Here is a 15483-nt window from a genome sequence, read left to right as displayed (position 1 = left end):
CCGCTCGCTTCGCTACCGGCGCCGGTGTTCATTCGGCCCGCTCGCTTCGCTCCCGGCGCCGGGCGACGCCATGTCCGAGATGCCGTTCTGTCCCGGTGTCGGTCGAACGACCGAATCCTACGGTCCCGGAACCACGCCAGACGGTACGAAAGTGACCAGTGTGGCTTTATCGCACTCGGGTGATCCCATCTGTCACACCAGTTTTCGAAGTCGTCTGATCGTCGGGAACGGCCGATCGTGCGGGATGTATCACTTTCCGAAGCGGATGCGATGTACCGCGTATGATTCGTTGCTGTTCGACGATCGCTGCGGGGGGACGCGGGGGCGTCATCGTCGAGCGACCCAACCGCCGAAACCGACGTCGGACGACGCATGGATGACACTGTGTCCCACCGAGATGGGACTGGGGGAGACTGGCGCCCGGGGGCACTCCGCGCGCCTCGAGGGGCGGATCTACTGGATCTGACCGCGGCCCAACGCGCCATGTGGTTTGCCGAGAACTTGGTCGACGACCACTCGGTCACCGTCGCGCACTACCTCGACATCGTCGACGACGGACGCCCGTTCGATCGGGAGTTGTTCCGTCGGGGAGTATTGGAGGCGGCACGCGACCTGCAGACGGCGTACACGCGCGTGGTCGAGGTCGACGGCACGCCTCGGCAATACATCGACTTCTCCGTTCCGTTCGACGTGATCGACGTCGATCTGCGGACGCACCCGGATCCCGAAGCGGCAGCCGCCGACTGGATGCGCGCCGACCACCAGCGGTCCGTGGACCTGCTGGCCGATCCGGTCGCCGTCGCGGCCTTCATCCGGATCGCCGACGACCGGACGTACTGGTACATGCGCGGTCATCACATCGCGTTCGACGGATACGGCGCGCTGATGTGCCTGCACGAAGCGGTGGCGCGCTACAACGAGCACCGCGCGCCGAATCCTGCGGCGGAGGTCGCTGCCACGGTGCCGCCGCGAATCGGGCGCCGACCGGTCCGACGCGCCAGCATCGCCGAGGTGGTCGCCGACGACGCCGCCTACCGGCAGAGCACGCGGTTCGAGAAAGACCGCGAGTTCTGGCAGGAACGTGCCGCCGGGCTCTCCGAGCGGGTCAGCCTCGCTGCACACCCGGCCACCGCCGGCGTCCGCAACGAGACCGTCGTCTGCGCCGGGCTGCTAGGTCCGGAACTGGATGAGGCGCTGCGTCGGTGCGCCCGGGATCTCGACGCCTCGGTTGCCGCCATCCTCACCGCCGCGTTCGCCGCGTTCCTCGCGCGCATGTCCGGCAGCGACGACATCGTCCTCAGTCTGCCGGTCACCGCAAGGACGACGGCGCGCGTCCGGCACTCGGCCGGGATGGTCTCCAACATGTTGCCGCTGCGCGTGGACGGAATCTCCTCCGCGACGTGCGCCGACGTCGTCGCGGCGGTCAGCGCGGAGATCACCGCGGGTCTGCGCCATCAACGGTATCGATCCGAGGACATCAGGGCGGCAGCCGGTTTCGGTGATGCCCGCGGTACGTCGTTCGGACCGCTGGTCAACCTGTTGCTGTTCGACAAGCCGATCGTCATCGACGGCGCCCGCGTGCGCTATCACATGCTGTCCGCCGGTCTGGTCGAAGACCTGGTGATGAACGTCTTCGCGGCCGGCCCGGAGGCCCCGCTGGAAGTGGGTTTGCACGCGAACCCCACGCTGTACGGGTCGGCGGAACTCGAGGCACATCGCGGTCGCCTGCTCAACGTGCTCACACAGTTCGTCGCGCACCCGAACCGGCCTGTCACCGACCTCGACCTGCTGATGGCCGGGGAGTCGGCAACCCTGGATCACCTCGGTTCCGGCGGGCCGGCCCTCGGCGTGGGCGGTGAGCACGTGCTGGCCGCCTTCGATCGCCAGGTCGAGTCGACGCCGGACGCGCCCGCGGTGACGTTCGGCGACACCACCCTCACCTACCGCGAATTCGCGCGTGCGTGCGACACATTCGCGGACCGGTTCACGAGTCTGGGCGTCCGGCGCGGCGATCGCATCGTCGTGGCACTGGACCGCTCGATCGAGCAGGTGTGCGCCGTGTATGCCGCGATCGGGCTGGGTGCGGCCTACGTGCCGGTCGATCCGGCCGAACCGGAAGAGAGGCGGCAGGCGATCATCGCCGCGGTCGAACCCGCCCTGGTCGTCGACGCACACTTCGTCGCCGGTCTCGCCTCCCCGCGTCGAGGTCCGACGGCACGGCCGCATCGGGAGACCCGAGTTCCGGCTGATCTGGCCGCCTACGTCATCTTCACGTCAGGATCGACCGGGACCCCCAAAGGTGTCGAGATCGGTCATCGGGCGATCGAGCAACGCCTCGGGTGGATGCAGCACGATCACCCGATCGCCGCGGGGGACGTCGTGCTGTACAAGACGCCGGCGACCTTCGACGTGTCGGTCTGGGAGTTGCTGTGGCCGTTGCGCGTCGGGGCGCGGATGGTGATCGCGATGCCCGGCGGACACCGCGATCCCGCGTACCTCCGCGACCTCATCGCGCGCTCCGGCGTCACCGTCCTGCATTTCGTGCCGTCGATGCTCGATGCCTATCTCGACGTGGTGCTCGGACCGGACCCCGGTGGTTCGACAACTCAGTCCGTCGACGACTTCGGCGGAACCGACACGATGGCGCACGAACGGCTCTCCCTACCCGACCACGTGCGCTGGGTGTTCACGTCGGGCGAGGCGCTGCCGGCCCGGCTCGCCCGGCGCGTACGGTCGACCACCCGTGCCGGACTGGTGAATCTGTACGGGCCGACCGAGGCGGCGATCGACGTGACCGCCCAGCGGGTCACGACGGATGGTCCCGCCGTTCCGATCGGACACCCGGTACCGGGGACCGAGGTGCGGGTCCTCGACGGCCGACTCCGTCCGGTTCCGGTCGGGGTCGCCGGCGAGTTGTATCTGGTGGGGCCGCAGCTGGCATCGTGCTACGTCGGTGCGCCGGGACTGACATCGGGCAGGTTCACGGCCGATCCGCGGGGGGACATGGGTGCCCGGATGTACCGCACCGGGGATCTGGTCCGATGGACTGCGGACGGTGAACTGGAGTATCTGGGACGAACCGATCAGCAGATCAAGATCCGGGGTCAGCGCGTGGAACCCGGCGAGGTCGAGGCGGTGATCGCCGCGATCCCGGGCGTCGACGCGGTAGCGGTCGTCGCCCGCCGCGATCTCGGGCCCGCACCCGTTCTCGTCGCCTACCTCCGTGCTCGCCGGGATGGGTCCGTGCCCGACTCCCGCGCCGATCGTGATGCCGGTGACACCCGGCAACTGCTCGACGCCGACGCTGTGCGCGCGCACTGCCGACGGCGCCTCCCCGGACACATGGTTCCGCCTGGGATCGTCTTCCTCGACGCGTTTCCCACCACCCGGTCGGGCAAGCTGGACACACGCGCGCTGCCGGTTCCCGTACTCGGCTCCGCCGCAACGAGTTTCCGGACGCCGCAGACCCCGGTCGAGCGGGCGATCGTGTCGCTGGTGGAGGAGGCGTTGGACCGTGAGGGGGTCAGCGTCTCGGACAATCTCTTCGCTTTGGGGGCGGATTCGTTGCTCGCCGCCCGGATGGTGGCCCGCGCGCGTGTCGACCACGGCCTGGGGATTGCCCTGACCGACGTCTTCGACGCGGTCGACCTCGCCGATCTCGCGTCACGCGCCGTGGTCGTCCCGCAGTCCGACCGGTCCGCAGCGAGCCGGTCGCAACCACCGCGTCCGGCGCGAATCCCGCTGTCGCAGGCGCAGACCCGGTTGTGGTTCATCAACCGGATGTCGCCGGCCGAGTCGACCTATAACATGTCGGGCGCGCTGCGCCTGGCGCACGCGCTGGACACCGATGCCATGCACCGGGCGGTCCTGGACGTCGTCGACCGGCACGAGATCCTGCGCACGGTGTTCCCGGTCGTCGACGGCGAACCCGAGCAGCGAATCCTGGACACGCGCACGGCTGCCGATCTTCTGGGCGGGACACACGTCCAGCTCGTCGCCGGGAGCGCAGCGAGCGGGACACATGTGACCGACGCCGGAGACGATGTGAACGTGGCGATCTCCGCCATCACCGACGTGGGCTTCGATCTGGCCGAGGAGATCCCGTTCCGGTACCGCCTGGTGACCGGACATCCGGATGGCGACATCGTCGTGCTGGTCCTTCATCACATCGCGGCCGACGGGCACTCGCTCCGGCCGCTGCTGCGAGATCTGATGACCGCGTACGACAGTCGACGCGCGGGTGCGGAACCGGATCTCTCACCGTTGCCGATGCAGTACGCCGATGTCGCCGTCGAGCGCGCCGAGACGCTCGGAACGCCGGATGCGCCGTCGTCGGTTCTGGTCGAGGGCCTGGAGTTCTGGCGGGCGGAGTTGCGCGGCGCGCCGGATCTGCTGCAGTTGCCCACCGATCGGCCGCGTCCGCGGGTGATGTCGAGTAGCGGAGCGCATGTGGACACCGTGCTCGGGACGGGCCTGACCGCGGGGATCCGGCAGCTCGCGAGATCGTTGGCGGTCACCCCGTTCGCGGTGTTCCAGTCCGCCCTGGCGATCACCGTGGGTCGGCTGGCCGCCACCGACGACGTGAGTATCGGGACCGCGGTCGCCGGCCGCGACGATCCGGCGCTCGCCGACCTCGTCGGCATGTTCGTCAACACCGTCGTGCTGCGAACGACCCTGCAACCCGGGGACACCGTCGCCGACTTCGTCACCGCCGCGCATCGCCGCTGCGCGCACGCGATGAGCCGCGTCGACGTCCCGTTCGAACGGGTCGTGGACGCTGTCGCGCCACACCGGTCGCCGTCGCACTCGCCGCTGTTCCAGGTCGCGCTGACGGTTCAACCCGATCAGTTGGCCGAGCTCGCCCGATGGGCCGGGTCCGCGGAGGTCCTCGATGCCCGGGTACCGTCCGCGAAGTACGACGTGACCGTGTCGGTCACTGACCGCACCGACCGTTACGACGTCGAATTCGCCTATGCAACTGACCTTTTCGACGAAGCTACGGTGCGTGACATGGCGCGGCGGCTGGAGTTCGTCCTGGAGCAGATGGTGCACGAGTCGTCGCGGAGCATCGGTGCGATCGACCTGCTCCGCCCGGACGAGATGCGTACCCTGGCGGCGCCGGCCCGGGGATCGCGTTCGGAGCAGACCCTCGCGACACTGCTGACGCGCGGTCTCGCGAGCGCCGACCCCGGCGCCCCTGCCCTGCTCGGGGAGAGCGCGGTCCGCTGGTCCGAGGTGACGACCACGACCAATCAGATCGCCCGCGTCCTGATCGAACGCGGCATCGGCCCAGGCGACGTCGTAGCGGTGAGCATCCCGCGCTCGCCCCGGTCGGTCCTGGCCGTACTGGGCGTGGCCATGAGCGGCGCCGCCTTCGTGATGATCGACTCCCGTCTGCCCGCCGCCCGCCGTTCGGCGATGCTCGCCGACAGCGGTGCGGTTCTGGTCATCACGGCGGATCCCGTCACCACGGACGGCGCCGGGTCCTCGGCGACCCGATCCACGGTCGCGCAGCTGGTTCTCGATGACCTCGAGGTGGATCTGGGAATCGCCGGACGGCCGACGCACCGGGTGGCCGACGCCGAGCGGGTACGGCCGATCGCCCTCGACGACGCGGCCTACCTCCAATTCACCTCCGGGTCCACCGGCCGGCCCAAGGCCGTCACGGTGACCAACGCCGGGTTCGCCGAACTGGTCGGTGAGCAGCAGCATCGCCTGGGCGCGGGCCCGGACTCGCGGATACTCCATGTCGCCGCACCGGGATTCGATGTCGCGGTCTGGGAGATCGTGTTCGCGGTGTGTTCGGGCGCCCAGCTGGCGATCAGCCCACCCGAGGTGTTCGCCGGTCCCGAGCTGGCGACCATCATCGCCCGTGACCGGGTCACCCACACGATCATGACGCCCACCGCGCTCGCCACTCTCGATCCTGCCGCGGTGCCCGAACTCTCGGTCGTGATGGTGGCGGGCGAGGCCTGCCCTCCGGAGTTGGTCGCGAGGTGGCATGCGGCCGGCCGCCCGCTGCTCAATCTCTACGGTCCCAGCGAGACCACGATCTGGGCCACCGCCTCCGCGCCCCTCCGGCCCGCGGAACCGGTCACGATCGGTGGGCCGATCGCCGGAGTCGGCGTCCGGGTCCTCGACGCCTGCCTGCGTCCGGTGCCGGACGGTGTCCTGGGTGAGCTGTACCTGTCGGGACGGGCACTCGGGCGCGGCTACCACGGTCGTCCCGGACTGACGGCGGGCCGGTTCGTCGCCGATCCGTTCGAGACCGGGGGGCGGATGTACCGCACCGGGGACCTCGTCACGCGCACGCCGTCCGGCGACATCGTCTACCACGGGCGCAACGACTTCCAGATCAAGATCCGCGGCATGCGGGTCGAACCCGGCGAGGTCGACGGCGTGCTGGCAAGTCATCCCGACGTGGACATCGCGGTTACCGTCGGGACGTCGACCCCCGCTGGGGACACGGTGCTGGTGTCGTATGTGACCGCCCCTGCCGACCGGGTCCCCGCACCCGAGCACATCCTCGACCACGCCGCCGCCCGCCTGCCGTCGCACCTCGTACCGCACACCGTGGTGGTGCTCGACGAGTTGCCGATGACCCGGACCGGCAAGGTCGACCGCCGCGCCCTGCCCGGGGTGGAGATCTCGCCCGCACGTGAATATGTCGGCCCCCGCAGCCGGCTCGAGGGCGTCGTGGCCCAGATCTTCGCCGACGTGCTCGGTCTGCGGGAGGTCAGTGTGTACGACGGGTTCTTCGAACTCGGCGGGAGCTCGCTGTCGGCGACCAAGGTCGCCTATCGCGTCGAACAGCATGTCGGACGCCGCGTGCCGATGTCGCTGCTCTTCGAGAACCCGACCGTCGCGGACTTCGTGGCGGCGGTGGCGACGGCAGACCGGGCGGTCTCGGGACGCATGCTGACGCCGCGCGAACGCACTCATGTCGTCGACCTCACGGGAGTGCAACGCGGCCTGTGGTCGATCAACCAGACCGATCCGGCCTCGCCTGCCTACAACGTCGGCCTGACCCTGGAGCTCGACGGCCGGCTCGACGTCCCGGCCCTCACGGGCGCGGTGGGTGACCTCGTCGCGCGGCACGAGTCGCTGCGCACGCGTTACCCGCTGCACGACGGCACACCGGTGCAACTCATCATCCCCGCTGCGGATGCGGTGCACGCGTTGCGGATTCCGCTCGTCGATCTCGCCGCCGGTGACCGGCCCGACATGCCCGCCGAGGACCGGTTGGGCGCCGAGGTCGCCGCTGTCGTCGGAGCGGGTTTCGACCTGACCGGCCCCCCGGCGGTCCGCGCGACGATCCTGCGGGTGAGCCCGGACCGGCACCTGCTGGTGTTCGTCGTCCACCACATCAACGCCGACGGTGGGTCGCTCGGCCCGCTGTCCCGCGACCTCGCCGAGTTCTACTCCGCCCGCATCTCGGGGCGAGCCGGATCGAGAAGTGCGGTGGGGCAGCGCGTGCAGTTCGCCGACTATGCGATCTGGCACGCCGAGCGCCTGCAGACCACGCGGCCCGACGGGGAGACGGAACGTCAGCGTCAACTGCGGTACTGGGGGCGACGTCTGGATCGGGCGGGGGAGCCGGCGACGATCCCGACCGACCGGCCCCGGCCCGTGGAGCCCCGCCATGTGGGCGGAGTCGTCGATCTCGACATCCCGTCGCCCACCGCGACGATGCTCCGCCAGATGGCGCGGGTGGGCAACACGACGCGGTTCGCCGTCCTGCACGCGGCGCTCGCGGTCCTGCTCGGGCGGTTGTCGGGAAGCGACGACATCGTCATCGGCACACCGTTCGCCGGTCGTGATGATCCCGCCCTGACCGACATGGTGGGGATGCTCGCGACCACGGTGCCCCTGCGTACGCGGCTTCGTCTCGACGAGCCGTTCGCGGACCTCTTGCGACGGGTGCACACCGATGATTTCGCCGACCTGGGTCACACCGACGTGTCCTTCGACGAGATCGTCGATCATCTCGCCCGGACCGACCGTGCGTCGGTCCGCCGCGGACGCCGAAACCCGTTGTTCTCGGTGATGCTTTCGTACCAGAATCTCGAGTTCCCGGACGTCGAACTCGACGGGCTGCACGTCCGGCCGCGTCTGCCCGAGTCCTTTCCCGCCAAGGTGGACCTCGAGGTCATGCTCTACCCGGGCGACCCCGACGGCGTCGACCGGAACGGCGCGTTGGGCGGGCAGATCGCCTTCGACACCGATCTCTTCGACCCCGGCACGGTGGCCCTGTTCGCCGAGAGATTCCGAAATCTGTTGGCCGACATCGTGTCACGGCCGGATACTGCGATCGGGGATCTCGCCGTCTGGGCGGAGCAAAACGCGCCGCAAGCGCGCGGGAACGATGCCGTCCGGCCGCTGCACGAGCTGGTGTCGGAGGTCGCGGCAGTCGCGCCCGACACGGTCATCGGCGTCGCGGGGGCGCCACAGGTGACCTTCGCCGATCTCGAGGCAACCGCGGTCGCGATGTCGATGTCGATTCCCGACGAAGACCCGGCGGAGGCGTTGACGATCGCCGTGGCGACGCTCCTCGCCGACGCCGACCGATCCATCGACGAGGTCTTCGACAGCGTGCGAACCGCCGCCGATGCCGTCGTGCACGGCCACACGGGCGCCGGATCGGGCGCGGTCCAGCGAAATCGAGTGGAACCCGCGTGACGTCGGACACCTCGATTCCCCGCACTTCGACGGGGCATGCCCAGCCGTCGCTGCGCCGCCTGTCCGCGCTGCGGCTGCTGGCGCTCGCCGCCGCCCACGCGGGCGACGACGAGGCGATGTCCGGGGCGGCCGGTCCGGTGACCTTCCGTGCTCTGCACCGCCGGGTCTCGGCCTCGGCGATCACCCTGGCGGAGCGGGGCGTCGCGCCCGACGCCGCCCTCCGCGCGACGGTGACGGCGCTGATGCCGCGCGCGGGGCTGAGCGGATCGCAACTGGCTACCGCCGCGGCCGGAATCGTCGATGAACTCGACCGGCGGATCACCGAGATCCTGGGCCTCGGTGACCGCGAGTCGCTGCCGGGGCTTTTCCGGATCGCCGCACGACGACGTGCCGACGCCGTCGCTCTCGCCGACCTCGACGGGGCGTCGCTCACCTACCGGGAACTCGACGAGCGCTCCGAACGGATGGCGCACGCCCTCGTCGATCGTGGTGCGGGTCCCGAAACACTCGTGGGGGTCGCGCTTCCGCGCTCGGTGGACCTCATCGTGGCGTTGCTCGCGGTTCTCAAGACCGGTGCCGCCTATCTACCCCTCGACCGGACACACCCGGTTGCGCGCCTGCGCGGGATCGTCGAGGACGCGTCGCCGGTCGCCGTCGTGGCCGACGCCGAGACGGTCGGGGCCTGGGCTGCGATGCCCGCGCCGCTGTGCACGCCGCAGGACCTGTTGGCGCAGTACGACATCGATGCCCGGTCGGTCTCGACCCCACCGCTGCCGGAGCACGTGACCGCCCAGTCGAGCGCCTACGTGATGTACACCTCCGGATCCACCGGGCGCCCCAAAGGCGTTGTGGTCACCCACGACAACGTGGTGTCGCTGCTCGATGCGCTCGACGCCGTAGTGGAGAGTTCGCCCGACGACGTGTGGTCGATGTTCCACTCCTACGCGTTCGACGTCTCGGTCGGCGAGATCTGGGCCGCACTGCGCGCCGGCGGTCGTCTCCTCGTGCTCGACCACGCGACGACCCGCGCCCCGGACGACGTGGTCGAGGCGTTCGACCGACACGGGGTCACGATCGTCAACTTCACCCCGTCGTCGTTCTATCAGTTCGCGGCGGTCGTCCGCCCACCCCTCGGCCGTCGATTGCCCGACTCCGTTCGGCGCCTGCACTTCTCGGGCGAACTCCTCGACTACGAGCATGTCCGGACATGGCAGACGGACCGGGCGGCCGACGGGTCGGCGACCCGTCCCGGCGCCGATGTCGCGGGCCCGCAACTGAACAACATGTACGGTCCCACCGAGACCACCGTCTACATGACCCGTCGGGATCTGACGCGCGCATTCGTCGACCGGGCAACCGCCTCCGACATCGGGACCCCGCTGCTCGGTTCGCGGGTGTACGTCCTCGACGGTCGGCTCGCCCCCGTGCCCGACGGCGTGCCCGGTGAACTGTACGTCGCGGGCGCCCAGGTCACCCGCGGGTTCCTGAACCGGCACGGTCAGACGTCCACACGGTACGTCGCCGACCCGTTCGGACCGCCGGGCGGTCGGATGTACCGGACCGGCGACGTCGGGATGTCCCGCAACGGGTCCATCGAATTCGTGGGACGACGCGATGGCCAGGTGAAACTCCGCGGCTTCCGGATCGAGCTGGGAGAGGTCGAGTCGGCGATGTCGGCGCTCGACGGCGTCGACGCGGCGGGGGCGGACATCCGTACGCTCGGCGACACCGAGCATCTGGTCGGCTACCTCGTCGCCGCGGGCGGCGCCGCTTCGGCGGCGGATGACGCAGTCGGGCTGTCGGATAGCGAGATCCGCACGCGCCTGGCGACCGCGGTGCCCGAGTACATGGTGACCACCCGGTTCGTCCGGCTACCCCGACTTCCGCTCACCGTGAACGGCAAGCTCGATCGCGGCGCCCTGCCCGATCCGGGGTCCGGCGATGGCCCGGAGGTTGCCGAGCCGCCCGCCGGCGCGACCGAGGCGGCCCTGGCCGCACTGGTCGCCGAGATCTTGGGCGTGAGCGACGTCGGGGTCACCACGTCGTTGTTCGATCTCGGTGGCAACTCGCTCACCGCTACCCGGGTGGCCGCCCGGGCAGCCGAGCATTTCGGCACGACGGTTTCCGCGCGAGATGTGTTCGCCGATCCGACGGTCCGGGGTCTGGCAGCGGTCATCGACGGACGCGACCCCGGAGACCACGACGGACGCGGGGGAGCTGATCGCCGGGTGTCCCTGCGCCGAGTGGGCCGCGACGGGGTGCTCCCGTTGTCGCCCGCACAGCGTCGAATCTGGTTTCTGGAGACGCTGGATCCGGGCGGGGCCGGGTATCTCATCCCGGCCGTGCTCCGCCTCGATGCCGCATCGGGTTCGGTCCAGGAGGCGGCGGATGACCGGTCCCCGGACCCTGCGGTCGTCGCCGCGGCTCTCGCGGATCTGCTTGCGCGACACGAGGTGTTGCGCACTCGATTCGTATCGGTGGACGGCGTTCCCGAGCAGGTCATCGCGCCCGCGGGAGACCCTCGACACGACGTCCGGGTGACACCCCCGATCGACATGCGCGGCGCCGGCGAGGGCGACGTCACGGCCACCATCGCCGAGATCACCAGTCGTGGTTTCGATCTCGAAGCCGGTGCGCCTGTTCGGGCCCGCCTGATCCGCGTCGCCGACGACGCCGTGATCCTGGTCCTGGTGGTGCACCACATCATCAGCGACGGTGGCTCCGTCGCGCCGATGGTCACCGACTTCGTCACCGCATACGAGGCGCGCGCGGCCGGCCGCGAACCCAGCTGGGCGCCCCTGCCGGTTCAGTACGTCGACTACTCGGTGTGGCAGCACCTTCGGCTCGGGGACGCCGCCGACCCCACGTCTCTCGCAGCACGTCAGCTCGACCACTGGCGAACCCGTCTCGCCGGGGTGCCGGCACTCATCGAGTTGCCGGTGGACCGGCCGCGCACCGCGGTCCGGGACGACTCGGGTGCCGAGCTGTCGGCGACGTTCGACGCCGCCACCTGGAACGCTCTGGGAGACCTCGCCGGTCGGCACGGCGCGACGATGTTCATGGCCGTCCACGCCCTGCTCGCGGTCACTCTTGTCCGGTCCGGCGCCGACGAGGACGTCGTCATCGGGACCCCGGTCGCGGGTCGGGGCGAGCGCGATCTGGACCCATTGATCGGGATGTTCGTCAACACGCTGGCGCTGCGCAGCCGGGTGCGTCGAGCGGCCTCGTTCACCGATCTGCTGGACGACATCCGCGAGATCGACGTGACCGCACTCGATCACGCCGACCTGCCGTTCGAGACTGTCGTCGACGAGGTCGTCGCGGTACGCGACACCGCGCACCCGCCGCTGGTCCAGGTCGCTCTGGCATTCCAGAACGCCGCACGGCCGACCGTCGAGTTGCCGGGGCTCGTCGTCTCCGAGATCGAGGCCCCGGTCACCACCGCGAAGGTCGACCTGCAGATCACGGTCCTCGACGAGCCGGGCCGCAGCCCGGCCGACGACACGCGCGTGATCGTCACCTATGCCACCGCCCTCTTCGACGCCGGCACGGTGGACGCGTTCGTCCGTCGGATGACCGCCATCGCGCGAGCGGTGGTGGACGAGCCGCACACGCCGGTCGGCGACCTGTCCACCGGAGACGATCACTTGGATGCGGTGATCGCGGCACCGGGTCTCGCGTCGGCGAGGTCGACGCTCGCCGACCTGCTGGACGCCGCGATCGCCGTGAATCCCGACGGCATCGCGGTCACCGAGAACGGGCAGCACCTGACGTACACCGAGCTCGACCTCCGTACGCGCCGGCTGGCCGACGTACTCCGTGCGCGTGGCGCCGGGCCGGACGCCGTGATCGCCCTCGCCACACCGAGATCTCTCGAAGGCACGGTCGGGTTCTGGGCGATCGCGCGCACGGGCGCGGCGGTGGCGCCCGTCGACCCCGGCCTGCCCGGGGAGCGCCTGCGCTACATGCTGGACACCGTCGACGCGCGTCTCGGGGTCACCTCGTCCGAGGTCGTCGCCGGGCTGCGACCGGCGGCTGCGGCGGTGGACTGGGTTGTCGCCGAACAGCCCGGCGATCCGGACGAGACCGGAGTCGCGTCCGCCCGACGTCCGCGCCCCGACGAGACGGCCTATGTCATCTTCACGTCCGGCTCGACCGGCCGGCCGAAAGGCGTCGCGGTCACCCACCGCGGGCTGGCCGATCTGATCGCCGATGCCCGTGCGAGATTCGGGCTCACGCCGGCGGCGCGCGTACTCCGCTTCGCGGCACCGGGTTTCGACGCCGCGGTGTTCGAGACGCTGGTCGCGGTGGCGGCCGCGTCGACCATGGTCGTGGTGCCCGGCGGGGTCACGGGCGGCACCGAACTCGCGGCGATCCTGCGGCGGGAGCGTATCACCCACGCGACGATCACCCCGACCGCCCTCGCCACGGTGTCCGAGGCGGTCACCGAATCGGGCGCGGCGACCGGCACCGGGTTCCCCGATCTCGAGGTCATCTCCGTCGCCGGTGACGTCTGTTCGCCGGAACTGGTCCGGGCCTGGTCCGCCGGTCGCTCGATGCACAATCTCTACGGTCCCACCGAGACCACCATCTGGGCGACATCGTCGGCACCGATGCGGCCCGACTCCGCGGTCACCATCGGTGGTCCGATCGCCGGTGTCACCGCCGCAGTTCTCGATCCCCGCCTGCATCCCGTTCCCGCCGGCGTGGCCGGGGAACTGTATCTGGCGGGTTCCGCCCTCGCCGTCGGCTACGTCGGCCAGACCGCGTTGACCGCCGAGCGCTTCGTCGCGGCACCGTTCGGCGCGCCGGGCGAGCGGATGTACCGGACCGGTGATCTCGTACGATGGCGCCGACGGAGCGGCCGCTGGACGCTGGACTTCCTGGGCCGCAGCGACTTCCAGGTCAAGATCCGGGGTTTCCGGATCGAGCTCGGTGAGATCGACGCCGTTCTCGGCGAGCACCCGGGGGTGGACTTCTCGACGACCGCCGGAATCGAGCACCCGACCTCGGGTGAGACGGTCCTCGTGTCCTGGGTCCATGGTGTCGTCGGCGCTGCGCCCGACACCGCAGACGTCGCGACCCACGCGGCTCGACGGCTCCCCGCCCACATGGTGCCCACCGTGATCGTGCCGATCGACGACATCCCGCTGACGGACACCGGAAAGCTCGACAGCAGGGCGTTGCCCACACCGCGTTTCGGTGCACACGTCCACGTCCGTCCGTCGACGGCAACCGAGCAGGCGGTCGCTGCGGTCTACGCAGAGGTCCTCGGACTCGATGCCGCGGAGGAGGTGTCGGCCGAGGCGTCGTTCTTCGATCTCGGCGGCACCTCGCTGTCGGCGACCCGGGTGGTGGCCCGCCTGGGTGGCTCGCTCGGTGTGGAGATCGGAGTCCGCGCGCTGTTCGAGACGCCGACGGTCCGGGCGCTGGCCGCCGCCGTCGATGCGGGGGAACACGGTCGCGGTGCCGATCTGCCCGCGCTCGAGGCGATCAGCCGGCCGGACCCGGTACCCCTCTCGTACGCCCAGCGTCGGATGTGGTTCCTGAACCAGTTCGATCCGCACTCCGCCGCCTACGTGATCCCCATCGTGGTCCGTCTGCGCGGGGACCTCGACGTGTCCGCGATGCGGGCGGCCATCCTCGACGTCGTCGACCGCCACGAGGTGCTGCGCACGATCTACCCGACGACGACGCCCGACGGCGACACCGGCGCGGAATCCATCGCGGCCGGGTCCGCGTCGGCCGAAACGGGCGCTCGCGCCGTCGAACCCGTGGCGCATGCGCCCGACGACTGGGCCGGGCGCATCAAGATCGGGCACACCGTGGTCCCGCCGCGGGCCGCCGCATCATCCGACGAGGTCGTCGACCAGGAGATCCAGGAACTCGTCACGACCACGTTCGACGTGACGACGGACCTACCGGTACGGGTGCGCGTCATCACCGCGTCGGCGGATCACCACGTACTCGTCATCGCGCTGCACCACATCGCCGCCGACGGTGAGTCGGCACCGGTGCTGGCGGCCGAGATCGCGCGGGCGTACGCGGCCCGGCGGTCGGGCCGCGCACCGGACTGGCCGGCCCTGCGCTTCCAGTACGCGGATTACGCGGTGTGGCAACGGCATCGGCTCGGTGACCCCGCGGACGCCGACTCCCTGATCGCGCGCCAGTTGCGGTTCTGGGTCGAGCGGTTGACCGGCCTGCCCGACATCCTCCCGCTGCCGATCGACCGCCCGCGCCCCGCCGACACCGATGGACGCGCGGCCACCGTGCGGTGGTCATTGCCCGCGGCCGTGGTGTCGCGACTGCGCCGACGCGCCGCCGCCCGCCGTGCCACCCTGTTCATGGTCGCGCACACGGCCACCGCCGCGGTCCTCGCGCGCCTGACGTCGACGAACCGGATCGCCGTGGCCACACCCGTCGCGGGACGAGGCCGACGCGAGATCGACCAGCTGATCGGCATGTTCGTCAACACCGTCATCCTGTCGGTCGACGTCGAGCCGCACCTCACCGTCGGCGCGTTGCTCGAGCAGGTCAAGAACGCCGACCTCGCGGCGTTCGACAACGCCGACGTGCCGTTCGAGCGGGTGATCGACGCGGTGAACCCGCAGCGCATCGAGAACGTGGAGCCGCTCGCCCAGGTGCTGCTCGTCCACTCCACGAGCCGCGGACCGGCGCTCGGCACACTGGCCGATCTCGACACCGAGTTCGTCGAGATCGAGGACACCGCCGCGAAATTCGACCTCACCATCGGTTTCCGCGAGACCGCCGACGGTGGGCTGACCGGCTCGATCGCCTATGCCA

At 70.5% G+C, this 15483-nt stretch carries 2 protein-coding genes (1 of these 2 only partly in view); both read left to right on the top strand.

Annotated features, from left to right (window positions below; all coding sequences use genetic code 11):
- The first annotated feature begins 372 nt into the window (after positions 1-372).
- Complete coding sequence (locus tag B1818_RS14890) at positions 373-8679, top strand: amino acid adenylation domain-containing protein (RefSeq protein WP_078113167.1); 8307 nt, start codon at positions 373-375, stop codon at positions 8677-8679.
- A protein-coding gene (locus B1818_RS14885) for a non-ribosomal peptide synthetase (protein WP_078113166.1) crosses the window boundary here: on the top strand, positions 8676-15483 show its 5' portion. It continues 19547 nt past the right edge of the window; 6808 of the gene's 26355 nt are visible here — the first part of the coding sequence; it begins with the start codon at positions 8676-8678; the stop codon falls past the right edge of the window. Before B1818_RS14890 ends, B1818_RS14885 begins: the two co-directional genes overlap by 4 nt.

Source organism: Gordonia sp. IITR100 (genome assembly GCF_002009645.1).
Taxonomy (GTDB): domain Bacteria; phylum Actinomycetota; class Actinomycetes; order Mycobacteriales; family Mycobacteriaceae; genus Gordonia; species Gordonia hongkongensis.
This window is presented reverse-complemented; position numbering and strand designations above follow the sequence as displayed.

Excerpts from the sequence above, each read along its gene's own strand:
- B1818_RS14890 (WP_078113167.1), top strand. The coding sequence starts at position 373 with ATGGATGACACTGTGTCCCACCGAGATGGGACTGGGGGAGACTGGCGC.